Annotated in this window: 21 protein-coding genes and 1 CRISPR repeat array; of the genes, 6 read left to right on the top strand and 15 right to left on the bottom strand. The window is 39.1% G+C overall.

From position 1 onward, the window contains the following. Position 1 precedes the first annotated feature (1 nt). The 3 genes from FCR06_RS11905 to FCR06_RS11895 all read left to right on the top strand — a co-directional run bounded on the left by FCR06_RS11905 (position 2) and on the right by FCR06_RS11895 (position 5,273). Positions 2-2,773, top strand: a complete 2,772-nt coding sequence (locus tag FCR06_RS11905; protein WP_138499845.1) for a peptidase domain-containing ABC transporter — start codon at positions 2-4, stop codon at positions 2,771-2,773. A 31-nt stretch (positions 2,774-2,804) separates the two neighbouring features. Then, complete coding sequence (locus tag FCR06_RS11900; protein WP_138499843.1) at positions 2,805-4,364, top strand: HlyD family efflux transporter periplasmic adaptor subunit; 1,560 nt, start codon at positions 2,805-2,807, stop codon at positions 4,362-4,364. Between the two features lie 162 nt (positions 4,365-4,526). After that, positions 4,527-5,273, top strand: coding sequence for a peptidylprolyl isomerase (locus FCR06_RS11895; RefSeq protein WP_138499841.1), 747 nt, complete (start codon positions 4,527-4,529; stop codon positions 5,271-5,273). 123 nt (positions 5,274-5,396) lie between these two features. Here the strand turns inward: FCR06_RS11895 and FCR06_RS11890 are convergent, their stop codons facing one another. The 11 genes from FCR06_RS11890 to FCR06_RS11840 all read right to left on the bottom strand — a co-directional run bounded on the left by FCR06_RS11890 (position 5,397) and on the right by FCR06_RS11840 (position 18,252). After that, positions 5,397-5,642: a hypothetical protein gene (locus FCR06_RS11890; protein ID WP_138499839.1), complete on the bottom strand. Its 246-nt coding sequence runs from the start codon at positions 5,640-5,642 to the stop codon at positions 5,397-5,399. A 428-nt stretch (positions 5,643-6,070) separates the two neighbouring features. After that, entirely contained in the window at positions 6,071-6,274 is a 204-nt protein-coding gene (locus tag FCR06_RS11885; protein WP_138499837.1) for a hypothetical protein, read from the bottom strand. 74 nt (positions 6,275-6,348) lie between these two features. Then, positions 6,349-6,555, bottom strand: a complete 207-nt coding sequence (locus tag FCR06_RS11880; protein WP_138499835.1) for a hypothetical protein — start codon at positions 6,553-6,555, stop codon at positions 6,349-6,351. Between the two features lie 85 nt (positions 6,556-6,640). Then, the gene (locus tag FCR06_RS11875) at positions 6,641-6,823 is read right to left on the bottom strand and encodes a hypothetical protein (RefSeq protein WP_138499833.1); all 183 of its coding nucleotides are present in this window, start codon (positions 6,821-6,823) and stop codon (positions 6,641-6,643) included. A 118-nt stretch (positions 6,824-6,941) separates the two neighbouring features. Next, positions 6,942-7,124, bottom strand: a complete 183-nt coding sequence (locus FCR06_RS11870) for a hypothetical protein (protein ID WP_138499831.1) — start codon at positions 7,122-7,124, stop codon at positions 6,942-6,944. 837 nt (positions 7,125-7,961) lie between these two features. Next, the gene (locus FCR06_RS11865; RefSeq protein ID WP_411267997.1) at positions 7,962-8,762 is read right to left on the bottom strand and encodes a peptidylprolyl isomerase; all 801 of its coding nucleotides are present in this window, start codon (positions 8,760-8,762) and stop codon (positions 7,962-7,964) included. A 41-nt stretch (positions 8,763-8,803) separates the two neighbouring features. Further along, on the bottom strand, positions 8,804-9,817 hold the full coding sequence (locus FCR06_RS11860; RefSeq protein ID WP_138499829.1) for an aldo/keto reductase: 1,014 nt from the start codon (positions 9,815-9,817) through the stop codon (positions 8,804-8,806). Next, positions 9,814-10,926 carry a T3SS effector HopA1 family protein gene (locus FCR06_RS11855; RefSeq protein WP_138499827.1) on the bottom strand — a complete coding sequence of 371 codons (1,113 nt, stop codon included), beginning with the start codon at positions 10,924-10,926 and terminating at the stop codon, positions 9,814-9,816. Before FCR06_RS11855 ends, FCR06_RS11860 begins: the two co-directional genes overlap by 4 nt. Before the next feature lie 25 nt (positions 10,927-10,951). Continuing rightward, positions 10,952-12,112: a phosphotransferase gene (locus tag FCR06_RS11850; protein ID WP_138499825.1), complete on the bottom strand. Its 1,161-nt coding sequence runs from the start codon at positions 12,110-12,112 to the stop codon at positions 10,952-10,954. 306 nt (positions 12,113-12,418) lie between these two features. After that, on the bottom strand, positions 12,419-15,163 hold the full coding sequence (locus FCR06_RS11845) for a CHAT domain-containing protein (RefSeq protein ID WP_189523390.1): 2,745 nt from the start codon (positions 15,161-15,163) through the stop codon (positions 12,419-12,421). 158 nt (positions 15,164-15,321) lie between these two features. Further along, entirely contained in the window at positions 15,322-18,252 is a 2,931-nt protein-coding gene (locus tag FCR06_RS11840; protein WP_189523389.1) for a filamentous hemagglutinin N-terminal domain-containing protein, read from the bottom strand. A gap of 294 nt (positions 18,253-18,546) precedes the next feature. Here FCR06_RS11840 and FCR06_RS11835 point away from each other — a divergent pair, with 294 nt between their 5' ends. From FCR06_RS11835 to FCR06_RS11825, 3 genes are all read left to right on the top strand, one after another. Then, positions 18,547-19,092 (top strand): HD domain-containing protein, encoded by a 546-nt coding sequence (locus tag FCR06_RS11835; RefSeq protein ID WP_138499819.1) that lies wholly within the window; start codon positions 18,547-18,549, stop codon positions 19,090-19,092. 96 nt (positions 19,093-19,188) lie between these two features. Beyond that, positions 19,189-19,608, top strand: coding sequence for a thermonuclease family protein (locus tag FCR06_RS11830; RefSeq protein WP_138499817.1), 420 nt, complete (start codon positions 19,189-19,191; stop codon positions 19,606-19,608). Between the two features lie 440 nt (positions 19,609-20,048). Further along, a complete protein-coding gene (locus FCR06_RS11825; RefSeq protein ID WP_138499815.1) occupies positions 20,049-21,029 on the top strand; it encodes an aldo/keto reductase in 981 nt (326 codons plus the stop codon). An 86-nt stretch (positions 21,030-21,115) separates the two neighbouring features. Here the strand turns inward: FCR06_RS11825 and cas2 are convergent, their stop codons facing one another. From cas2 to FCR06_RS32550, 4 genes are all read right to left on the bottom strand, one after another. Further along, positions 21,116-21,394, bottom strand: coding sequence for a CRISPR-associated endonuclease Cas2 (cas2, locus tag FCR06_RS11820; protein WP_138499813.1), 279 nt, complete (start codon positions 21,392-21,394; stop codon positions 21,116-21,118). Next, positions 21,395-22,384 (bottom strand): CRISPR-associated endonuclease Cas1, encoded by a 990-nt coding sequence (gene cas1, locus FCR06_RS11815; RefSeq protein ID WP_138499811.1) that lies wholly within the window; start codon positions 22,382-22,384, stop codon positions 21,395-21,397. It abuts the gene before it with no gap. A 129-nt stretch (positions 22,385-22,513) separates the two neighbouring features. Then, a complete protein-coding gene (gene csx18 / locus FCR06_RS11810; protein WP_138499809.1) occupies positions 22,514-22,795 on the bottom strand; it encodes a CRISPR-associated protein Csx18 in 282 nt (93 codons plus the stop codon). 291 nt (positions 22,796-23,086) lie between these two features. Further along, positions 23,087-23,493: direct repeats of the CRISPR family, unit length 36 nt; unit sequence GTCGCTTCTCTTCTGAGAAGTGGAATTAATGGAAAC. Between the two features lie 48 nt (positions 23,494-23,541). Next, the gene (locus tag FCR06_RS32550; RefSeq protein ID WP_189523388.1) at positions 23,542-23,697 is read right to left on the bottom strand and encodes a hypothetical protein; all 156 of its coding nucleotides are present in this window, start codon (positions 23,695-23,697) and stop codon (positions 23,542-23,544) included. Positions 23,698-24,117: the final 420 nt, after the last annotated feature.

Here is a 24,117-nt window from a genome sequence, read left to right as displayed (position 1 = left end):
TATGCTTGAAAATTCATCTAATTCCTTGGTTTATAGTGACCTGATTGCAAAGGCATTAGGACAGTCTTTGACTGAAAAAGATTTTTTAGTGTTGCACCAACACATTAAAATCATAAACCCTACAGCATTAAAAGAATTCTGGTCATCAGAAAAAGCTGAATCTGGTATACACATAATTATTTTAGGTAAGACCAGGTTAATCGATAGTCATGATAATTCACGCCCTATTGCACTAAATACAGGAGAGTCATTTGGTGAATTAACATTGTTCCCAGAAAAATCTTGGCAGCCTTATTCAGTAAAAGCTGCTAAGGATGCACCAACTATCTGCTTTGTTCCTGAACAGTGTCTCATAAAGCTATACCGCAAATATCCTGCTATCCGTCAGCATCTTTATCAGCAAGCAGTTCACCGAAATTTGCCGCTAAATGGCCTCAATTATCTTAGCGATCCTCATCCTGCTTTTAAAGTGGAGGAGAACCAAAGTAGATGGGAAGATACTAAACAGCACCAAGCCACATCTTTACAAGTTTCTGAGTCTGTACGTCAGCAGAAAAAGATTAGTAAGGCTTACTTCCCCAGTCCAACTTTACAAGTTGGTCATTTATGGCAAGGTCTGACTCAGCGCTATCCCTTTTTTGCACAGCAGAGTGCTTCTGATTGCGGTGCAGCAAGTATGGTTATGGTTGCTCGTTACTGGGGTAAGCGTTTTAGTGTCAATCGGTTGCGGGACTTAGCTAATGTTGACCGCAATKGTGCTTCGCTGCGGGGGTTGGTAGCAGCAGCAGAAAGCATCGGTTTTTCAACTCGACCTGTAAAAGCCAGCCTAGACAAACTAGCTGAACAATCTTTGCCGGCGATCGCCCACTGGGAAGGCAATCACTACGTCGTTGTCTACAAAGTGACCTCGAAACAGGTAATTTTAGCTGATCCTGCCATCGGTCAACGCAGCCTCAGCTACGCAGAATTCAAAGCTGGCTGGACTGGCAATACCTTGTTATTGGAACCCACAGTCTTAGTCAAACAAACTAAAAATGATAGTACTCCTTTTTGGCAGTTATTTGAGTTGGTCAAACCCCACTGGCTTGTGCTGTTAGAAGTATTTATTGCTTCGGTCTTTATTCAGATTTTTGGATTAATTACGCCACTGTTTACCCAGTTGATTTTAGATCGTGTGGTTGTACAGCGATCTGAGTTGACTTTGACAACGGTGGGATTAGGTTTACTGATTTTTAGCTTGTTCCGTGTCGCCATGATTGGTTTGCGGCAATATCTACTAGACCAAACAGCCAACAGGGTAGATGTGTCATTGATTGTTGGTTTTATTCGACATACTTTCCGGTTACCACTCAGCTTTTTTGAGTCACGTTATGTAGGAGACATCATCTCTCGTGTGCAGGAAAATCGTAAAATTCAACGGTTTCTAACTGGTGAAGCCCTGTCAATTTTGCTTGATTTACTCACGGTATTTATCTACTTGGGATTAATGTTTTGGTATAGCTGGAAAATGGCACTGGGTGCGTTAATTATCGTCCCACCGTTTGTTTTTATAGCATTGATTGCCACACCCTTTTTACAACGAGTTTCCAGAGAGATATTTACCACTTTTTCTGCTGAAAGTAGCTATCTGATCGAAGCTCTAACTGGTGTTCGTACTGTGAAATCTTTAGCAGTAGAACAAACTGTTCGCTGGCATTGGGAAGAACTGCTTAATAAGTCAGTAAAAAGTAACTTTGTTGGACAAGTGATTCAGATTCGGCTTCAGATGTTCAGTTCTGTAATCGAAACATTGGCAAATACGGGGTTGCTTTGGTTTGGTGCTTGGCAAGTAATTCATGAAAACCTGACTATTGGTCAGCTAGTTGCTTTTAATATGTTGCTTGGCAATATTATTCATCCTTTCCAACGATTGGCTGTATTGTGGAATGAGATCCAAGAAGTTGTGATTGCGATTGAACGCATCCATGATGTTATTCAAGCAGAACCAGAAGAAGACTTGCATTTGTCACCCCGTCAATCTTTACCTAATTTAAAAGGTGATGTTTGCTTTGAAAATGTGACATTTCGCTATCAAGTAGAAAGTGAAATTAATATTTTGCAAAATCTCAGTTTTCAGGTAAAGCCTGGGCAAACAGTAGCGCTTGTGGGACGCAGTGGTTCTGGGAAAACAACAATTTCTAAACTGGTTTTGGGTCTTTATCCACCCACTGATGGGAAACTATTGATTGATGGTCAAGATATCACCAGTTTATCATTGCGATCGCTGCGTTCTCAAATCGGTGTAGTTGACCAAGACACATTTTTATTTGGCGGTACTATTCGAGAAAACATTGCTATTAGTTATCCGTCAGCTACCCTCGAAGAAATTATGGAAGTAGCTCGTTTTGCAGGGGCACATAAATTTATTAAACAAATGCCGATGGGCTATGAAACGCGAATTGGTGAAGGTGGAGGAATGTTATCGGGTGGACAACGACAAAGAATAGCGATCGCTCGTGCTTTGTTGGGCAATCCTCAAATATTGATTTTTGATGAAGCCACTAGCCACCTTGATGCTGAATCAGAACAAATTATCCAAACGAATTTAAACAAAATTCGTCAAGGTCGCACCACGTTAATTATTGCCCATCGTCTATCTACAGTGCGTAATGCTGATTTAATTTTGGCACTAAAAGATGGTGTTTTAGTTGAAAGCGGAACCCATAAACAACTGATGGTCAAAGAAGGCTACTACTTCTATCTCACTCAGCAGCAACGAGATGAGATGAACTAAATAAAACAATCAACAATTTTGAAATTCAACCATGACTTACATTTCTCACTCTGACTTTTTACCAGATTTCAATTCAGATAACAGCAACGAAAATCTAGCCAATCCAAATCTCAATCCTCGTTTAAATGATGCTTTAGTTATTTCTAGTGATGATTGGTCTGGTGCAACTCAAGAACTATTGGATACTCTACCACGCATTTGGACACGGGGATTACTGTATTTTTTGGTAGCATTTATAGCCATTATTTTGCCTTGGGCAATACTTTATAAAGTCGATGAAACAGGTACTGCTAGAGGACGATTAGAACTAAATGGAGATACTGTCAAACGAGAGGCAGATATACCGGGAGCGATCGCAGTTATGGCAGTGTATGTTAAGGAAGGTGATGATGTCAAAGCCGGACAAGTTTTAATGGAACTTGACTCCAAATCAGTACGAGATGAACTCCAACAACAAGGGACAAAATTAGAAGGTCAACAGAACAGATTAGCACAGTTAAATGTGTTTAAAAATCAGTTAATTTTGGCTCTAAATTCTCAACAGCAACAAAACAAAGCTCAAGAATTGGAAAAACTTACACAAGTAGAACAAGCGCGGCAAAATCTCAATTCTGTAAATGCCTCTTATAACCTACAAAAAGTAGAAAAACTTGCTCCTATTGACCAAGCAAAACAAGCTATTCTTGATAGTCAAACAGTTTATAGATTAGCGACTAGTCGGTTAATTGATGCTCAGATTGAAGAGGAACGCTACCAAAACCTTTTTTTGCAAGGAGCCGTTCCTTACATCAAAGTTAAAGAGATGGAAGCAATGAGAAAAGAAAATTTGCGTTTGCTAAATCAATCAGAGTCAGATATTAAACAAGCTGAGTTACGTTTGCAAGAACAACAAAGACGCTATGCGAGTATTATTCATCAAGCAGAGTCAGACATTCAACAAGCCGCTTTACGCCTGCAAGAGCAAAAACGCAGCTACCAAAGTTTGTTAGAAGCAGGAAAATTAGCTATTTCTAGGAGCCAACAGCAAGTTAATGAGTTGAACTCACAAATTACCAGCTTACAATCAGAAATCGAACAATCTAAAAGTCAAATCAAATCGTTGAAGGAGCAGTTAGCAAAATATGTCATTCATGCACCATTTGATGGCACAATTTTTCAACTTCCAATTAAGCGAGAAGGAGCAGTCGTACAACCAAAAGAACTAATTGCCGAAATTGCACCAAAAGGAACTCGTCTGGTGTTTAGAGGACAAATTCCTACATCTGAAAGTGAGTCGATCCGGTCAGGTAATCAACACAAAAAAGTTAAACTAAAGTTTGATGAATATCCCTTTCAAGATTATGGAGTTGTACAAGGTAAACTGAGTCGAGTTTCACCAGATTCTAAAATTACACAAACAGCCGAAGGAAATTTAACTACTTATGATTTGGAAGTTGAACTCAGTCAAAATTGCATTCAGCCAGAAAGTAAATGTATTTCCTTCAAATCAGGACAACCAGCAACGGCTGAAGTCATTATCCGTCAGCGTCGGATTATTGATTTACTGATTGATCCATTTAAGAAGTTACAACAAGGCGATTTAAAACTGTAAATGTGTTCAAACACAAGCTCATAGGCTAGAAGCCTGGGGCTATATAAACAAAGCCTAAAAAGTAGGCTTCACCTCTTTCATTTTTTAGGTTCTACTTGGTAATATCTTCAAAAAATTAGAGCCTCTGCTTTCAATTCTTTTCAATTAATTAGGATCTACCTTATGCCACAAGCTATTACTATCTCCATACATGATATTCTTCACCAAGTCAAACTTTCTTGTCAAATTCCCTCATTGATTGAACAAATTGTTACCCGTAAGATTATTATTTCTGCTGCTGCTGAGGCAGGTATTGAAGTAGATGCTGAAGAATTGCAACAGTCAGCAGACAATATCCGGTTACTGAGCAAACTCAGAAGTGCTGACGAAACCTTGCTATGGTTACAGAAAAATAGCTTGTCTGTTGATGATTTTGAGGAGATGGTTTATACCAATGTTATCTCTGGGAAGCTAGCAGAATATCTGTTTGGCAAAAAAGTAGAATCTTGGTTTTTTGAACATCAATTAGATTATGGTGGGGCTGTAATATACGAAGTAATCTTGGATGACAAAGATTTGGGTATGGAACTTTTTTATGAATTACGAGAAGGGGAGGTGAGTTTTCCTGAAGTTGCTCATCAATACATTCAAGATCAGGAATTACGCCGCGTAGGAGGATATCGGGGAATTGTGCGACGTAAAGAGTTAAAAGCGGAGATTTCGGCGGCTGTGTTTGCTAGTAAGCCTCCGCAGGTTCTTAAGCCAATAGTGACTTCTAAGGGTATACATCTGATTTTGGTTGAGGAACTTATTCAACCAGAGTTGGATGATAAGTTGCGCTATCAGATTATGTCAGATTTGTTTAGTGAATGGATAAAGCAACAAGTTGAGGAACTAGAAGTTTTGAGCAATATTGAGTCAGTAAATTAGATAGATTAATCGATAATCTAATTTTCTTTAAGATAACAAGCCCTCTGATAACTATCAGAGAGCTTTGTTTATCTATGTATAAATTTCAGCTTGTAATGAGGCAAAGTTATTACAAAATTATCTTTACCACCACTTTTTATTTTTTCCGTAGTTATAGCCTGCTATCACAATAGCATTAGCAGCATTAACACATCCAATGCCAGAACGAGCGGCATACATACTAGCTATAATACCGTAATAACACAGAAGGCTACTTCCACCTTGTGTCAAACTGATTTCATCATCTGTTAAATCATTGAGATAGCTTTCAGAATCATTGAAAAGTTCATAACCAGTGACATTCAGATTATTGATTTTGATTGTAGCCATATGAGAATACTTTCCTTACCTTAGTAAACAAAACTTTTTCTAAAATCAATAGCACTATTTCTAGTTTTTAGCCTAGTTGATTTTTATGAGTAAGTGATGTTGGATAAACTTGTTGTATTTGTTGGTTATGGTTGAATGAAGACTTTCTATCATGTTTTCCATGCAAATACCCAAATAAACCACAAAGGGCTAATATAATAACAGGGAAAAACAATGAATTATTCAATGGTATTTTAGGCATTTTGACTACCTGGATATTGAAAAGTTAGAAACTCTTATTAATTAGGATGTAACAAATAGGATTATAATATTAAATCCATAATCTTATAAGTTACTGAAAAATTATCTGAGATTCAATCTTTTGAGGATTTATTAATAGTTTTTATACTCAAATCTTAAAATCTTAGATTAGATAATTCTTTTAATTGTCACTTTGGACCCCAACGACCCCAAGCATATGTGACACTGTAAGCAATAGCACCCGCACACCACCAACTAGATATAGTCAACGGTGAGAGACCACCTTGTGTTGAATTAAGTTCATCATCTGTTAAATCATTCAGATAGCTTTCGGAATCCAAAAACAGTTCAGAACCAGCGGGATGCAAGTCAAAAATTTTGATAGTAGCCATTTATATTTGCTCCAAAAAAACTCTTTAGTGTGATATTAACGGAATGCTAGACATAATATATGCAGCTTGCATTATCATCGTGCGCGTCTGCCTGCTTGATAGCCTTGATATGCTTTATATGTCACTATAGAAACCTGTACAGAAATCCAAATGCATCCAAAGCTACTTCCACCCTGTGTCCTATTCAGTTCTTCGTCAGTCAAATTATTGAGATAGCTTTCAGAATCAACGAAAAGTTCAGATCCTGCGGGATGCAAATCAGAAATTTTGATAGTAGCCATTGTTGAATTTCCTTTTTTGTAATTTATGGAGGATTTAGATATAGCCATTCAATACTGAATGGTGCTTGTATAGTGCTTTATATGATTACCACCAACCTCTGTATTTACCGTAAACAACAACACTAACAACAATCGTGATACAGAAAGGAGTACTTCCACCTTTTGTTACATTTAGTTCATCTTCTGTTAACTCATTAAGGAAGCTTTCAGAATCATTGAAAAGGTCAGATCCAGAAGCATTAAGATTGTTGATTTTGATAGTAGCCATTCTTCAAATCTCCATTGTTTGTAAATCATGAATTAAAATTGGTTTACTAGATAAAGTAGATATTTGTGACTAAATCTAGTAAATCATTGTAAAATTTTTGTTTTTTGTTAGATGTTAATTAACCCCACGCCCAACTAAAGCAAACTTGTATACCCCTATTATTAAATGAAAAACGAATATACCAACCTGCGCCAGTTAGATTTTCAATTTCATTTTCTGTCAAATCATTTAGATAACTTTCAGAATCGATAAAAAATTCAGAGCCAGCAGGATGTAAGTCAGATATTTTGATAGTAGCCATTGTTGATTTTCTCAAAAGTTAAGTTTTTTAGCTGGGGTTAGGTTTTTATTTTTCTCGCCCTTATTTACTATTTAATCCTGTTTATATTTAACAGACAATATTTACTAACTACTTTTGGAGACATTAAATAACTAATTTTTTAGGGGCGAATTTATAAAAATATAAAAATACAAGCTAGATTTTTGATATTAAATGAAAAAAATATTATTTTAATTAAAAATCGAGACAAAAAGATAATTTTTTGTCTAAAAATTATGGCTAATAATATAATAACAACCTTCGATTACAAGGACTATATRACTTACGCTCTAAAAACGAAAGTACTTCCGCAGAAAGTAACAGAAAAGTAATCTTTCAATAACTGAAATAGACATAAAATTAATAGGTAAAAAAATCAAAAATGTATCAAATATGACTTGTTATTTATTTAAAAATTAATGTAATAGCCAGAAAATACATTAAATATAAAAGCCTAATTATGAAGAATAAAGCTGCTTTAAAATCTTTGAGTAAGTTCACGGTAAAAAGATGAGTGATGTAAGGTAATATCAGTCTCGATTGAGACAAAAAGCTAAACATTTTTTCTGGATTAAATCTAATTTTTATGGCAATACGGTTCAGTTAAGGGCTATTGGTGTAGATGATTGGTCTTTCAAGACGCGACAAATCGCCTCTCTATATCAGGGTTTTGGGCTTATATGAACTGTATTGATTTTTATGGGGAATATTCTTTCTGAAAAAATTAAGGCAATAAAAAAACTGCTTCTGAGTTGATTCAGAAGCAGCTAAACACTTTGCACAACCGTTTTAAATTACCCAATTATAAAATTATTGACGCTATTGGCCATCCTGTTCAAGCTGACTTCTTCGTTGCAACCAAGCCTGAAACAGCGAATCTAAGACTTGCTCTCTAACTTGGTTAAATTCAGCAGGAAACCATTTCTCGACTCTCAATATGTGATAACCCAACTTCGTCTGAATTGGGCCTATGATTTCACTTTCCTTAGCTTTGGCAACAGCCTTGACAATCTCCGGTAATAGTTCTGCTATAAACCGGACTCCAGCAAATCCGCCATTGTCTTTAGACTGTTTACCTTTGGAGTGTTGCAACGCTAATGCACAAAAAGAAGCGTTTTCTTGGCGCAGCACTTGGGCTATTTGAAAGGCTTCTGTCAAGTCACGGACTAAAATTTGAGAGAGAGCAAGACGGCGGTGATCGTCCCGGTTGTTCATATAATGAGCATCAACAGCATCGCCGAAAAGATGTTGTTTCAACTTCTGCCTCAGTAGGGATACTCGTATGCCTTGCGACCAATCGTCTACGGTGATTCGCTGTTTCGTCAGCCAAGCGAGAGTTTCTGAAGCACCTAGCAACTTGTATTCTAGGCGAAAGGCATCTCCCTTTGCTTGCAATTCCTCCTCGGTTACAGTGATATTAAGTTGTTTGCAAACTGCCAAAATTAAGGCGTCCTGTTCAGCTTGGACTGCGATTTCTGCAATTTTGTAAGACTGACGTAGATAGGCAATTATTACCTCATCAGTTGCAGGAGCAATTTCTGGTAGTACCAGTTTTTCTAAAGTTTCTTGCATGATTTTATGATGTAAGGTTAGATGAAAGCGAGGCAGAGGTTCGCTCAATGCATTTCCACCCTTTGGGCATAAACGAGATGTACTGTAAATCAAGTAGAGTAAAGTAATCTTTCTGGTGAAATTTCTTGAACTTTCAATTTATTTCGGTGTAAATCGCCATATAGATTGAGATAATCTAATTGGGCTGGTGTGAGTTTGCCCTTTTGGACTCCGGCGATCGCTAGATTAATCTCCTCCCGACTTCGCAACCCGGTTAAGCAAACATCTACATAGTTTTGACTCAACGAGTAGCGATACAAATCTGGTACGGAAGGCCGCCAACAACCCGCAGGTAAACCAGCAGGTGTATCCCAAAGCACGCCGGAATGAGAACCTGTAGATTTAAAGGTGACAATTCCCGGTGTTTGCGGATCTTGAGCATTAATCTGCTTCAAAATTTGACTTTGAGCGGAACGGTGAGCAAGATTGTGTCTCACCATCACCACATCTAACAAGGGGCTATGCAACCACTGTCGCGCCAGATTAATATCGTGGAAGGATGCACCAATATAACGAACAGCCCCCATTTTCTTCAGGCGTTCTGATGTGCCAAACATCTTTTCCATGGTGCGTTGGTAAACAGAATTAGCACCTCTCAAATCAGAGGAAAGCTGTAAGCAATCCTGTAATGCCTGTCCATCATTAACACCAATCCATCCCCAAAATAAGACATCTATATAATCAATGCCCAATTCCACGAACTGATCCATTAACGCAGCCAACGCCATTTCTGGACTTTTGATGTAAGTTACAGTTGCCAGCACCACTTTCTCGCGGACTGAAGAACTACGTCCGCACAATTGACGCAGAGCATCAGACATAGAACTATATATATAGTGGTGCAGGTCGCTGGAATAGAAAAAATAGTTAATTCCTTGGTCAAAAGCATAGAGGGTATCCTCACTGGAAATACCACCACCGCCACCCAAACCCAAACAACTAACTGTTAAATCAGTCCGTCCGAGTTGCCGATAAAAAGGCAAATCAGATGCAGGAAATTTATTTTCTGTATGGTTAATTGTTGGTAAAACTACTGGTGGCAAGGTAATATCAGCGATTTTCATAGTTCCAAAAGTGTATAAATATTATTCGATTTGGCATTGAGGTAAGCATGTTGCCAATCCAGTTGCAAAAGTGAGAAATGCTGGAAAATCGCTTTCATCTTGGCTTGTGGCGAATCATCTCCTTGATGCCAAGTTTCTAACAGTGCGTTAGCAATGATTTGGCATCGATTCATCCCAAAACTTTCTTGGGTAGCAAATTTACTATCTGGTTCTTCTGCCAGTCCTAACCCAGGTGCAAGTAATTTGGTGAATAGGGGAATTTCTGACTGAAAATGTGACTTATTTTTGATGTAGACTTTTTGCAGGACTTCCCGAACAACTTCGTAGCTATCTTTCTCGAAGTAAAGAACTCCTGAGTCATGACGGTTGTAATCACCTGGGTTATAAAGTACTTTAAAGGTGAAAGGCATAGCGATCGCGTTGAGATGCTGTGTTACGTTAGCCATGACTGCAACTGCGCCTTCAGGAGTTAAGTTGAAGTAAACGCGCACGAGTTGCGGTGCTTGGCTTGGGTGATGGTAACTTTCTGCCCCTGCATTCCCAACAGCCATATAAAAACCGTTTTGGACAAAATTCTTGGGCATCCAGATTGCAACTGTGTCACCAATGGCGGCAGATTTTGACGCATCTTGGAGATGTATTTCACGCTCAATATGCAAAGTTAAACCACCTTTATGTACGGCCAGCATCCCATCAGTCTCTTGCCTTAGTACATACCAACCTGGGTCAAAGTAACCTTCTCCATTATTGCTATTGTGCAGGCGATCGTAAAATCCCAGGTCTACTCCCAAAACAGTATTATTTTCTAAGTTAACTGGCTGACTGTTGGCATTAGCATCAAGAGCAAGGACAGCTTTCATCGAGCCGTTGTAATGGATACCGTAAATAAAACTGCGAAGTTGCAAACTCATATAGCGATTTTGAACTTCCGCAGGCATTCCTTGAAAACGAGCTACTACCTCAGATGGCAATTCCCAAGGTTTGTAATCTGGATGAAGAATGCAGAAGTTCGACTGGATTTGAACTTTGATAATATCTTGCAATATATCTAGTGTGTGTTGGCTGGTAACAGAAACATCTTGAGTAGGAAGCGAATTGAGTAATTGCATTAGAGTCAAATTATTACTAAAAGTCTTAAGCAACTGAAAAATTTGCTTGATTTAGAACAGTAGCGGCTGTTCCAAAAACGGTTGTCATTGATTGTTCTGGACGGCATAACAAGCTTTTTGCCACTTGGAGCATACAAATACCTGCATTCCCAAAGCTTTTTTGATACTGAATCATTGCCTGTATCTGTTGAATCAAAGCTAGTCCACTAAATTGGACAACGCGTCGCCAAAAGTCAGGCCGGTGCTGAAGAATTTCTGGAAAGTTTTCGAGATAAGCTATGCTCAAGGCGGCAATTGCTGGTTGAATTGCATCGAGGGGACTATTGGCTAAGCGCAAAGAATCTTCGATAGTGAGTGCTTGACTAATAACCAAGCTACCCAGCCACATTTGCAGATAGCTGGCGATAAGCATTCCCAAATCAAAAGCAGGGTCTCCCCAACCAGAACGCTCCCAATCAATTAGCCGCACGATGTGGGCTTGGGAATGCTCCCAATCTTTGGATAAAAGAATATTATTCAATTTGAGGTCATTGTGCGTTACACAACAGGGTATGAAAGCATTACCTAGTTCTGCGATCGCTTGCCCTAAACTGTCATATCGTTGGTATAAAGCAAAGAATTTTAACCCATCTGTAGGCACTAGACCGAATATTTCCGGGGTAATCCGTTCTAGGCTATGAATGAAGCTAGGAACCATATTAGCTTGTTTGTTATCAATGCTCTCATTCAAAAACTGTTGATAGTCTTGATTGTTGAAAGTAGCACGATGGATACTGGCGAGGTTAGTTCCAATGGCGAATGCAATTTCTGGGGGGAAGATATTTTCTTTACCGTAGAAATCAACTAAATCTCGGTAATTATCCAGATAACTGAAAACCAAAATGGAGTGTTCTCGGTCAAAATTGAGTACCGACGGTAAAAATGAACTAAGATGCTTCAGTTCTGGAAATTGTTGTAAAAATTCTTGAATTTTCCATTCTTGGAGAAATTCACCTGCTGTTTTCCCTTCTTGATTGTGTCGTTCCTGCTTGACTAAAAGTTTGCGTCCATCGAGAGAACTCACTAACAAGTTGAAATTCTTGGCTGCTAATGGCTCTATTTTAAGCGTGTGTTGCTCTGATTGGGTGCAGATACCCAGGTTAACTAAATACTCACCGACATTTTTTGAACTTAATAATAGTGTCATAAGCCAACTAAAACCTTACTCCCTAAGTTGGGGAAACTGGAGTCCTTTATTGGTTTTATTGGGAGTAGGCCTAGAGCAATATGAGGGTGATGTATAATTTTTGGTTATTTTTTTATTTTTTGTTCTCAGTCAGCTGAGGATTGCTGTATCAAGGTTATTTGTGCGGATTTTTCTAGTAATAGCAAGGATTACTTGCTGATAGCGATCGCAGAATCTCGCGAAAATAATGGAAAACACTAAGTAGGACACTAACATAAAAGTGGTCGCAGGTTCGTTATACAATTCAAATACCGATTAGCTTACCAATCACTGCCAATTCCCAACTAATATATACGGTGCCCAGTAATAAGGATTTTGATACTCAGGCTGTAATAAAAGTGCTTTTTGCGCCCGATGTAATGCTTCAGCTTTCGTAACTCCACCTTTTTTGAGCTCAGTATAAAACTGCACCATTAATTGAGTTGTAGAATTATCGTTGATTTGCCATAACGTTGAGAGGGTACTATTTGCCCCCGCCCTTACAGCAAGTCCAGCTAAGCCCAAGATTGCTCGATTGTCGCCTTCTGCGGTTTTACAAGCACTTAGTACCAGCAATTTGATATCTCTAGAATTAACTGTGTCATCGCGTAGTAAGTTATTTAGTTGCTTAGCTTTGATAAGTTGTTGGTAGGCAAGTAAATATGTATTTTCCGGGTCAGAACTAAAGTTACCATGTGTGACAAAATGAACAATGGAAAATGCTTTTGACTGTAACTGCTTGTGAATGTTTGCTGGGGTAAACTGAGAATTAATTAATAGTTTACTAGGTAATATCTTCGCAATTTGCTGCAATTCATCGATGTTGAGTGAGGAAAAGTTACGAGTTTCTACATTTTCTTGTTGTTCTCCTATGCCACCAGCTAATATTTTTGGTTTTTCAAGTTGTGAGGAACGTAAATCAAATAATTGGGAATTTGGCAGCAAGGCTAGAGCATAATTTTTTTGAATAAGATATTGGTCTTTTGATTCGTCATACAATACTGCCATGGGGATGTTGCGAAGTTCGCCATCGAGAACAAAAACTAAGGTTTTGATGTTGCTATGTTCTTGCAAATATGCTTCGATAGGTTTGATTAACCAGCGATAAATAATTTGTGATTTAGCCCGAATTTTACTAGGGTTGCGGGTATATATGGCGTTGCGGAGTTGCATGACAGTATCTTGAACTGTATTGCGGGGGATGGTATATAAATGGTGTTCAAGGTGTTGTCCTGGGAACTTAAAAATAACTTCTAGTCTGTTTTCTAGAATAATGGGATAGATAAAGACGGCATTAGGATCGATAGTTGTAACTTCACGATTAATAGGTAATATCTGTACCAAATTACAGCGCAAAAAATTCTGGAGTTCTGCAAGTTGTAGTGCGTCTATATTTGTAATCGCTTGCTGAAGATATTCTTGAGATGCTGCTGAATTAGGAGAATTTTTTAATAGCAAATCTACTAATTCACGATAGACAGATTCTACATTATCGCGATAAGAAAATTGGACATCAGAATTAATGCTAAGCAAATCACTACGAACAGATTTGAGGCTTTCTACAGCCATTTGGTAAAATGCGATCGCTCGTTCGTCTTTTGTTTGCGCTGCTAATATTCTCCCCATCTGCCATTCCCACTGATAAGCAATGTCTGGTGCAGTGATGGCTTGAGCAAGGAGTAATGCTTGTTGCGTCAGATTTTGGCTGGTAAGTAGATAATCTGTATCTGCTTTTGATATTGATTTGTGCAGCGCTGCTACAGCAAGATATTCATAGAACCCGCCACGATTACCAAGGGCATAAGATAAAGCGCGGGAGTCTTGGAGTTGTTTTGCATCTTGAATCGCTGACTCTAATAAATTATCAATTTCGTGGGAGACAGAACTATCCGCAGCAGTTTTTTGAGAGAGACAAGCGAGATTTTTAGCGGCGTTAATCTTTGCATACACCGCCTGACGATTGTTCGGCAAGTCAGAAAGTTTGATTTCGTGCCATAATGCCTGTGCTGCGGATAATTGTCCAGTTTCTACCAACAAATTGAAATAATTAGTCTGTGCTTGCACTCGTATTGATGGGGACGATGGTATAGCTAGTAGTTGTTGGTATTGCAAGGCTGCATTCTGATACGATCGCAATGCACTATTGGGTACTGCTTCAAAATCACTTGGCGCTCGCTGTTGGCACTGCCAAGGAAGATTATTATAGTTGCGATTTGTGTAGCGATCGCGCTCTAAGTTTCCTTGTGCCCAAAACATATTTGCTAAACTCACCAAAGCAGCACTTTTGACTTCACTTTTAGCAGACGATGACGGCAAGTTTTGCGCCAGTGCTAAACTATTCTCAAATGAGATTTGCGATTGCTTTAACTCACCAATCGCCAGCAGAACGTTACCCAAGCTCAAGTATCCTTCAGCTTTAATCACAGAGTCGGGTATTGCCATCAACCTTTGCTGAATCTGTTCGAGAGTATTGTATGCTTGCTGGTATAAACCTAATGCTTGTTGCGATTGCGCTTGGTTAATGGCATTACCAATACTTAGAGCTTCATCTCCCAGACGTAGATATATCTGCGCTGCTGCTTGCAAACTTTTTAATGCGGCTTCTGGTTTTCCCTGCATATACCAAAGGCGACTTTGGATATCCAAGGATTGCGCGTAGATTTTCAGCAGCGTTGGCGTCGGCTTTGATTGGGAAGGATGTAAAAGTTGCAAACCGGCTGATATCTGCTGTTGTGCTGCATCCCAATCGCCTAGCTGCTGATATGCTAGAGATAAGTTGCTGTGAATAAGAGCCTGAGTGCGATCGCTCTTAGCAGTTGTGGCGAGTTGCAATGCTTGTTGTAATAACTTGATAGCCAGAGAGTAGCTGTTGGAGTTATATGCTTGTTGCCCTTGGCGTAGCAACTGTTGTACTTCAGTGGTAACTAAATTGCTTTGGAAGGTGGGTGTCTGAGCAAATACATACGGTATCTTAACTAGAAATATCAGCAATATCAAGCTCACAGCTAGCAGCCGATACCGTATCTTGACCAACTTGAACTTAAATCCTACCCTACGAGGCAGCTTATTATATTGTTTTATCATGGGCGATCGCTAACGTTTTATCAGGCGTAATCTGAAGCAATCTCCAAAACCTAGTTTTTCAGGCTATAAACGAAACTGGTGTGGGAAAAATTGCCAAAATTTTAAATTTATTTTCCTTGGCAGATGGAAGTAGGACTCGTTGCTGAATCTGTTACACCATTTGAGCGATTTACCCTCGTATTATTGAGTGTATCTAAACGCTGAGTCAGTGAAACATTCTCAGGCACAGTCTTATTCGAGACATGTTCCTTATCGTCATCCAAATCAATCCATCTGGCGACAAACATTTCCACATTCTGCGGTTCTTCGGGGCGCGATGGTATTCCTCCCCGTCCTCGATTGACAAACCGTAACCGTCTTGCATTACTTGGTCTGACTTGGCAACCTTCACTAATTTCAACGCTACGCGGTTCGCTTGGCAAATTAACTAATCCTTGAGTTGGGTCGATACCGAGTGTGTTAATTTCAATCACACCGTTAAGTTGCGGATTGGTTTGTGAAAAAGCTGTAATATCACTCTGTTGAGTTAGCAATTCGCGGGACTCTAATCCAAAAACTCGCTGGGCATTAATTTCAACAACTCCACCCTGCCCTGCAAAAGCATTTGCAATAATGTCGCTGTTTTCTTCCGGAACAGCAACAACAAAACCATTTTTCGCATCAATTTTGATATTTCCACCATTCCCAGGAGCCTGTCCAGTCCCAGCCGTAGTAGATATCAAGCTATTTTGACGCATCAAGAGTAAATCTTGTACTTGTAGGAGAATATTCCCACCGTTAGCTGATTTCGTTTCCCCTGTAATCGTACCTTGATTTTGCAAGTGGATAGCTCTGGCGTCTATTTCAATATTTCCAGCGACTCCCGAACCTTGACTGCTGACTGTAATTGTAGCCCGGTCTCTCAGATTTACTTGCTTGGAGAGGATGAAGATATTACCACCATTCCCTGTGGCATTGACATCAGTACTAGCTAGTATCCCACTAGCAGCACCTTGATTGGTAAATGTATCCAGACCAATTTGAATATTTTTTAGAGTGCGATCGCTATAACTCAAATCACTGCCAGCAAGGTTTATACTATCTAAAACGTTAAGTTTGATATTGCCTGCATTGCCACTGCTACGAGTAGAAGTCACAATTTGTCCGCCATTAGCAGCTTCTAAGGTCTGAGCATTGATTACAATATTACCTCCACTACCTGCATTTGCAGTTAAGGCATTAATCACACCTCCATCTACCACCCGTAAAGTAGCTGCATTGACTGTGATTTCTCCTCCTTGACCAATTCCAATGGGTTCGGTATTACTATAAAGTCCACTGGAATATCCATCGCCTGCAACACCAGCGACCGTTACAGTATTAGCCCGATTAATCAAAATATCTCCTGCATCTCCACGTCCACGAGTGCTAGTCACGATAACAGCACCCTTGCTTAAAGATAGTGTATTAGCGTTAACAACAATATTTCCACCTATCCCTTCACCTTTTCTTTTGACACTGCTGAATGCACCACTAGATTGAAAAAAGCCAAATCCCGGAGTATCGTTAAAGCGACCCTCACCATCAAAAACGATATCACGAGCATTAATAGTCACATTACCTGCATTGCCTTTTCCATCAGTACTGGTTGTGAGAACTGCACCGTTGCTTACTTTCACTGTTCTGGCTGTGACATTGATGCTACCAGCATTTCCCACGGCGCGAGGGTCAACCCGACTGTATGCACCGCTACCAAATGTAAAAGTCGATACCTGCTTAAAATCATCCGCCTCGCCGTCAAATAAAGCTGTATCGCTGACATTGATATTCACGCTACCGGCATCACCCCGTCCCACCGTACTAGCTTCCAAAATAGCGCCGTTAGTCACAGCCAGGGACTTGGCTGTAATATTGAGATTACCTCCTCGACCTGTACCACCATCGGCAATCGAACTATAGCCACCAGTATTAATGCCATTCGTTCCCACACCATCAAACAGCACCGTATCGCCGACCTTGATATTCACATCGCCGACATCTCCGTTCCCATAAGTGCCCGCAAAGATTTGAAAACCCTTAGTTACGGCAAGCGATCGCGCTGTTAAATTAACATTACCGCCTTTACCTTTGGCATTAGGAAGCACCGCATTAGAAATAAAGCTACCACTACCAGTCAGCGTCACTGCCTCTGTAGCATTAATTTCAATATCTCCCGCCTTGCTGTTAACAGTACCTTGATTAGAAGCGATACCTGCCCTAACGGTACTTCCTTCACCGATATTTAAATTATGAGTGTTGATGGCAATACTACCGCCCTTACCAGCCCGGACATTGATTAGTGAATTATTTGTTAGAGAAACATCAGCGCGGACTACATCAACAGGAAAATTCAAGCTACCATCCCCATTGAGTGTTACTGTGCCTTTTTGCGCCACTCCCCCTAACTCGACTCGACCCCCCGGTGCAAGGATTGTACCTTTGTCTAAACTAACGTTACCACCCACCAACGCTAGGGTTTGATCTGGCTGCATAACTAAACGTGCTGATTGTAAACTAATAGCCCCTGGGATATTCTCGAATTCCAAGCCAATGGGAACTTTCAGCGTTAATAGTGGTGGGGCTTGGGGATTAGTTGCACTAAATTTTATACCGTCAGCAAAAACTACACTGCTGGCGGTACTAGCAACAAACGAACCACTAATATCCAGTTTGGCATTTGCCCCAAAAATAATACCGTTGGGGTTGATTAAAAACAAGTTAGCTTTTCCTAATACACCCAAGGTTCCTAAAAGCTGTGAAGGACTTCTTCCTGTAACTCGGCTAATAATGTTCTCAATTCCTATCGGGTTAGCGAAATATGCAGTTCTTCCTTCACCAATATTGAATTCCTCAAAGCTGTGGAAGAGATTTGTACCGCGAATTGCCCCGCCATCAACTCTGTCAACCAACTGATTTTGTGGTGTGACTGTAGAACGTTCGCTCCCAAGGGTATTATCTGGGGTGATGGGGATAATTTGAGCTATTGCCTTGTTCTGGGTGCCAGCGAATATCTGTAACACAGTCGCACCGAACGCGGTAATCAAGATGAAAAAACTTAGTACTCTCAATTTCTAGTACCCATAATCAGCAATATTACGACTATCGCGAAAATCAACCCAAAAAATCTGGATTTTTGGATTTTTGCATTTTCACAATTTAAAACCAATAGTCAGTAAAAATACTTCCGTAATCTTACGTAAATCTTGATGCTTTCTTTGAGTTATAGTTGGACGACATCTACCCACAATCCTTTCACCAAATTGCAATAATTGCACTATTACAACAAAGCATATTCAATCAGAGCGTTTCTAGATATGCAACAAAACTGGTCACAAGAAACTTATATCAAAGCCTTAAAAAAAGCAGCACAAGCACATCATGGTCAGAAGATACCAGGGTCAGAAATACCTTACATTATTCATTTGAGTTATGTGAGTATGGAAGTAATTGCTGCTTTAAATGTAGAAAAAGAACGTGATGGAAATTTAGCAATCCAATGTGCTATTTTGCATGATGTAATTGAAGATACAGCAACGACATTTGAGGAAATTCAAACTGAATTTAGTGAATCAATCGCCAACGGTGTACTTGCATTGACTAAAGATAATTCCTTAGAAAAACATCTGCAAATGACAGATAGTTTACGAAGGATTAGGAAGCAACCACCAGAAATCTGGATGGTAAAGCTAGCTGATAGAATTACTAACCTCCAAACACCACCATATTATTGGAATCAAGAAAAAATTATTCGATATCGAGAAGAAGCTATTCAGATTTATGAGGCTTTGAAAGGTGCAAGTCAGTTTCTTGCATTGCGCTTGGCTAGCAAAATTGAAGACTACAAGGTATTTATTAAGTAGGAATACAATAATACTGTAACTCTAAAATAAATTTCTGGATATCAGAATTAGTGTGAAATTGTATAAAGCAAATCAGAAATTACTAGAAACAAAATTATGGAATTACTTCAACTAGTTTTGGTGTTAACTACAGTAGTTGGTGTTGCAGATGGAAATACAATTTTGGTTAAAGATAATGCAGGACAAGCAATTACAGTAAAGCTAGCATGTATTAATGTACCAAAGGCGATTAGCCAGAAATCAAGCTTAGCAGCCACACAAAGGTTAAAACAGTTGTTACCACCTGAAAGTCGTGTGGTTATTAGAAGCACAGAACAACTCAACAATAGTCGCACAGTTGGTGAGGTGTTTGTAGATAATCGCTCAGTCAATCTGCTTTTGGTACAAGAAGGTAATGCTGTAATTGACCAAGAATCCTTAGATAATTGCTATGAAACCAAAACCCAATTTTTAATTGGTGAAGCTAATGCTAAAAATAAGCGGTTGGGATTGTGGCGGCAATTAAATAAGAATTAGAGGCTCTTGAAGATTTAAATATTAAATCTCTTGCATAAATATTTTTGGCGTTGCTGAATTTAAATATGAAATTTGAAAACTCAATATCTCAAATTATTACTCTCTGCGCCTCTGTCTTAGAAAATTCTGATGGTCGGAAACCTCTGCTCAGACTTTCCGCTGCGTCTCTGCATGAAATAAATTCATATCTGAATTCAGCAACGCCAAAAAATTAATTAGTAGGGTCGTTATGGCGAAACGCCTAACGTCTGCAATAGTTTATAAAAATCGTGTGTTAAAACTAACTTGCATAACACACCTGACAAAGATATAAGTTATCCAAATCAAAGCAGATGTATATCAGGGAGTATTTCTAATAATAGATGACTTAGTAATTGAGAAGGGGATAATACTCAAAGACTTAATTTTCCCTTGGCAATAACTGACTAGGAGATTGTTGGATGAAAACCATAAAGCTAGGCAAACAAGGATTAGAAGTTTCAAATATTGGACTTGGTTGCATGGGAATGTCTGAATTTTATAGTGGTCGTGATGAACAAGAAGCGATCGCCACAATTCATCGAGCATTAGAACTGGGAGTGAATTTACTCGATACTGCTGACATGTATGGGCCTTTTACTAACGAGCAATTAGTTGGCAAAGCAATTAAAGACCGCCGCCAGCAAGTAATCTTAGCAACCAAATTTGGCAATGTCCGCACTGAAGATGGTGGTTGGAAAGGAATTAACGGCAAACCAGAATATGTGCATCAAGCTTGTGATGCTTCCTTAAAACGTCTAGGAGTTGATGTGATTGACCTTTATTATCAACATCGGGTAGATCCAACCGTGCCCATTGAAGATACTGTGGGGGCAATGGCAGAGTTAGTCAAGCAAGGAAAAGTGCGTTACTTAGGACTTTCGGAAGCAGCCCCAGCGACGATTCGACGGGCTGTAGCAGTTCACCCAATTTCGGCACTACAAACAGAATACTCTCTTTGGAGTCGAGAACCAGAGGATGAAATTTTACCCACTGTGCGGGAGTTAGGAATTGGGTTTGTTCCCTATAGCCCATTAGGAAGAGGATTTTTATCGGGTGCAATTACTAGCCCTGACGACCTTGCACCTGATGACTATCGCAGAAATTCTCCGCGCTTTCAAGGTGAGAATTTTTCTAAAAACCTGCAATTAGTCGAGCAAGTTAAAACAATTGCCACTGAAAAAGGAGTAACTCCCAGTCAGCTTGCTCTAGCATGGCTTTTGGCTCAAGGAGAAGATATTGTACCAATTCCTGGGACAAAACGCCGTAGTTACTTAGAGGAGAATATTGCAGCTACCGAAATTACCCTCACCGAACAAGACTTGAATCGACTCGAAGCAGCTGCACCCAAAAATGTCGCAGCAGGCGATCGCTACCCTGACATGAGTAGCGTTAATCGTTGATTAATTCGAATGTTGGAGTATTTTTTTAGATTCTGCTTTTGTTGTGCGGTGGGTGTCTCGCCCACCCGCATCAAACTAACATTAAATTAAATTATTGTTGAGCCTGGTAGTTCCGTGACTGGTGGTTCTCCCCAAGTTTCAATTTGGTTAAATGTATGTTGGCTCAAAGGATAAAATCGCACGCTGTCTTCTGATAATTTTATTTGTTTATAAAGTCTTTTTCGTAATTCATGATATTTTTTTTGATTGAGAATACACTCAAATACTGAATATTGAACTCGTTGACCATATCCTTCTAATAAATCTGATACTTTTTTGCGTCTTTTATCGCAAGGTATATCATATACTATGATATAAAATAGCATTCAACGAATTTGATAAGGCTTATATAATTGGTTAGGTTGATAAACAAAATTTTTAAACAATTTAATTTGTTGTGTAATTAAATCCCAACGAGGTTGTTTCTCGGTCTGAGATTGCACTTCTTCTTCTAAGCGTTGTAAGAAATATTTGATATATTTCGGGCGACCAGAGTTATTGAGATAGCAACCACCATCATGATATTCAAAATCTTTTTCAATATCCATGACTTTAGTATTAATTAACCAAAGTACGAGAGAATCAATAATTGGGGCGCGGAATTCTTCAATTAAATCGGAAGCTAGAGCCGCATGGCGTTCTGTACCTTGATGGAGACAAGCGTGATAAGGGTCTAATCCTTGGAGTTCAATAATTGTTAATATATGATTCCAGAGAATTTGGTAACCAAAACTGAGCATGGCGTTGACTGGGTTTCCTGGAGGGCGGCGGCTACGCGCTAAAAAGACAAAATTGGGATTATTTAAACATTCGCCAAAGGCTGAAAAATATTGTGCAGCACSAGCACCTTCTAATCCCATCAATCGTTCTATTGTTTCAGCTTCTCCTGATTTTTGTCCCAGAACTTCTAAACTTTTGATCGCAATTTCAGCAGTTTCTGAAGGATTACGCCGTTGTTGTCGCAGTAAAAAGGTACGGCTATTTTTGAGTTTGGCTTGGACAATTTTTCTGGCTACTAACAACCGTTCTAGTGCTGTTAATTGTTGCTGATAACGAGATAATTGACGGTATCCTTTGGCAATTGGCATTAACCTTCCGTAACAATATCCCATGCGCGATAAGTAAGCAATGGGAATATCTCGCCATAAACAAGTACGAATTGCTTGGGTAGTAATTTGAGATTTACCAAATATTAGTACTTGTTCCAGCAATGGTAATTGTACTTCGCTGTGAATAATTTCTCCTTGTTTGATAATTAAGGTTTCAGCTTTGAGGGTGATATAACAACCTTGTCGAGAAACGTAGAGTGTACGCATAAAAATTGGGGAGTTAGTAGTGCCCAGTAGAGACGCGATTCATCGCGTCTGTGATTCATCGCATCTGTCACAATTATGGAAAAATCAACTGTGTTTTGTTGATTTTTTAGAAATTATTAAACTTAGATATCAAAATCTTCTGGATTCTCGATTGCGAATTCTGGATTCTGGATTTTGAATTTTGAATTCGGAATTTTCAATCATTGTTTTAATTTGCGAAGGTTGTAAAAATTTCACTACAGCATCGCCAGCTGTGGCGTTGACAAAGCTGGCGACGGTCACCAAAATTGTATTGATGATTACTGCTGCTAGTCCCAAAGGTGCTATCGACAAGATAATCAGAGTGATAGTGCCATTGAGTAACGCTACTCCAAAATTACGGATTAATGCAGCGCGAGAAGAGATATACATATATTTGATGTTTGTTGTAGTTTTCTCCATACCTTAAAGTTACGGGCTGGTTTCAAATTATGCTAGTGGTTTCATGCGAATGACCAAATTTACTAAGTTTTTTGACATTACCTGCGGCGGGGTAGGCAAAACTTGGAAATGCCTATGTTCTCGTTGACCCCGCCGATGTCTTACTGTACAAGGATTTTGACGTTTTTATGTTTTGTGAATCAGGTGAAAATTTCTCTATTCTCCAACCCCGTCGCAAATCGCCTCTGGACATCAAGCAGCATAGGGGTTTAAATAGGAGGGGTCGCTTCTCTTCTGAGAAGTGGAATTAATGGAAACACGAACGCGACGCCCGCCGGCACCAGCCAGATGCTCTTCCGTCGCTTCTCTTCTGAGAAGTGGAATTAATGGAAACGGTAAGTAATTTATCTACATCATCTACTGAACTAATAGGTCGCTTCTCTTCTGAGAAGTGGAATTAATGGAAACTTCAATTACCAAAGCACATCTTTTGTTAAACGAGTAATAGTCGCTTCTCTTCTGAGAAGTGGAATTAATGGAAACCATTAGTTTCAGCTTCAAAATTAGCTATACGAACAGTCGCTTCTCTTCTGAGAAGTGGAATTAATGGAAACAAACCATAATGTCTAACTCTTACCGCATTTTCTCTAAATGTCGCTTCTCTTGTGAGAAGTGGAATTAATGGAAACTTAAGTCTTATGTATTTGAACCCAGAAAAATTAAGGAAAGTCGCTTCTCTATTGTAGAAACGGCGATTTATCGTGTCTGTTAACTAACACAGTAATAGCAGCAAAACTATTAACACCAATAAGGGAATTTTCTTGTAACCACTTTAAATCAGAAGCGATCGCATTTAGATTTGCGTAAATTTTACCGCACAATTTCTCCATCAAGGCGGTAACTTATTCTAAAGAATTACCAAACTCAGGAATCTTACCAAAATGGTTTTTAAGAAACTCGGATGAGTAGTTTGCAAATTCCCAATTCCCGGATAACGAATTATCAGAGAAATTAAATGCATCAAGCATTCAAAATCCAACAGCTGACTGTAGTCATATAAAGTAATCTGGGAATTGCAATTTTTAGTGAAAAGGGTGGTTAGAAACCGGGTGTAAACATGTAAAACTTAATCCTTGTGGATTTCAAATTCTAAAGTTGGGGTTTGAGAAAGTAAAAGCTTGTTTTACTTACTGAATATACCCAAATTAAAAAGCAAACTGAGGTTTGAGAAAGCAAAAGCTTGTTTTACTTGCGGAAAACACTAAAATCAGAAAGCAAACTGGGATTTGAGAAAGTCAAAGCTTATTTTACTT

It is taken from the genome of Nostoc sp. PA-18-2419, assembly GCF_005869855.1.
Classification (GTDB): domain Bacteria; phylum Cyanobacteriota; class Cyanobacteriia; order Cyanobacteriales; family Nostocaceae; genus Nostoc.
This window is presented reverse-complemented; position numbering and strand designations above follow the sequence as displayed.

Bases quoted from the DNA above. Each gene is read 5' to 3' on its own strand.
- FCR06_RS11900 (WP_138499843.1), top strand. From the start codon at position 2,805: ATGACTTACATTTCTCACTCTGACTTTTTACCAGATTTCAATTCAGAT.
- FCR06_RS11895 (WP_138499841.1), top strand. From the start codon at position 4,527: ATGCCACAAGCTATTACTATCTCCATACATGATATTCTTCACCAAGTC.
- FCR06_RS11890 (WP_138499839.1), bottom strand. From the start codon at position 5,642: ATGGCTACAATCAAAATCAATAATCTGAATGTCACTGGTTATGAACTT.
- FCR06_RS11885 (WP_138499837.1), bottom strand. From the start codon at position 6,274: ATGGCTACTATCAAAATTTTTGACTTGCATCCCGCTGGTTCTGAACTG.
- FCR06_RS11880 (WP_138499835.1), bottom strand. From the start codon at position 6,555: ATGGCTACTATCAAAATTTCTGATTTGCATCCCGCAGGATCTGAACTT.
- FCR06_RS11875 (WP_138499833.1), bottom strand. From the start codon at position 6,823: ATGGCTACTATCAAAATCAACAATCTTAATGCTTCTGGATCTGACCTT.
- FCR06_RS11870 (WP_138499831.1), bottom strand. From the start codon at position 7,124: ATGGCTACTATCAAAATATCTGACTTACATCCTGCTGGCTCTGAATTT.
- FCR06_RS11860 (WP_138499829.1), bottom strand. From the start codon at position 9,817: ATGAAAATCGCTGATATTACCTTGCCACCAGTAGTTTTACCAACAATT.
- FCR06_RS11855 (WP_138499827.1), bottom strand. From the start codon at position 10,926: ATGCAATTACTCAATTCGCTTCCTACTCAAGATGTTTCTGTTACCAGC.
- FCR06_RS11850 (WP_138499825.1), bottom strand. From the start codon at position 12,112: ATGACACTATTATTAAGTTCAAAAAATGTCGGTGAGTATTTAGTTAAC.
- FCR06_RS11835 (WP_138499819.1), top strand. From the start codon at position 18,547: ATGCAACAAAACTGGTCACAAGAAACTTATATCAAAGCCTTAAAAAAA.
- FCR06_RS11830 (WP_138499817.1), top strand. From the start codon at position 19,189: ATGGAATTACTTCAACTAGTTTTGGTGTTAACTACAGTAGTTGGTGTT.
- FCR06_RS11825 (WP_138499815.1), top strand. From the start codon at position 20,049: ATGAAAACCATAAAGCTAGGCAAACAAGGATTAGAAGTTTCAAATATT.
- cas2 (WP_138499813.1), bottom strand. From the start codon at position 21,394: ATGCTATTTTATATCATAGTATATGATATACCTTGCGATAAAAGACGC.
- csx18 (WP_138499809.1), bottom strand. From the start codon at position 22,795: ATGTATATCTCTTCTCGCGCTGCATTAATCCGTAATTTTGGAGTAGCG.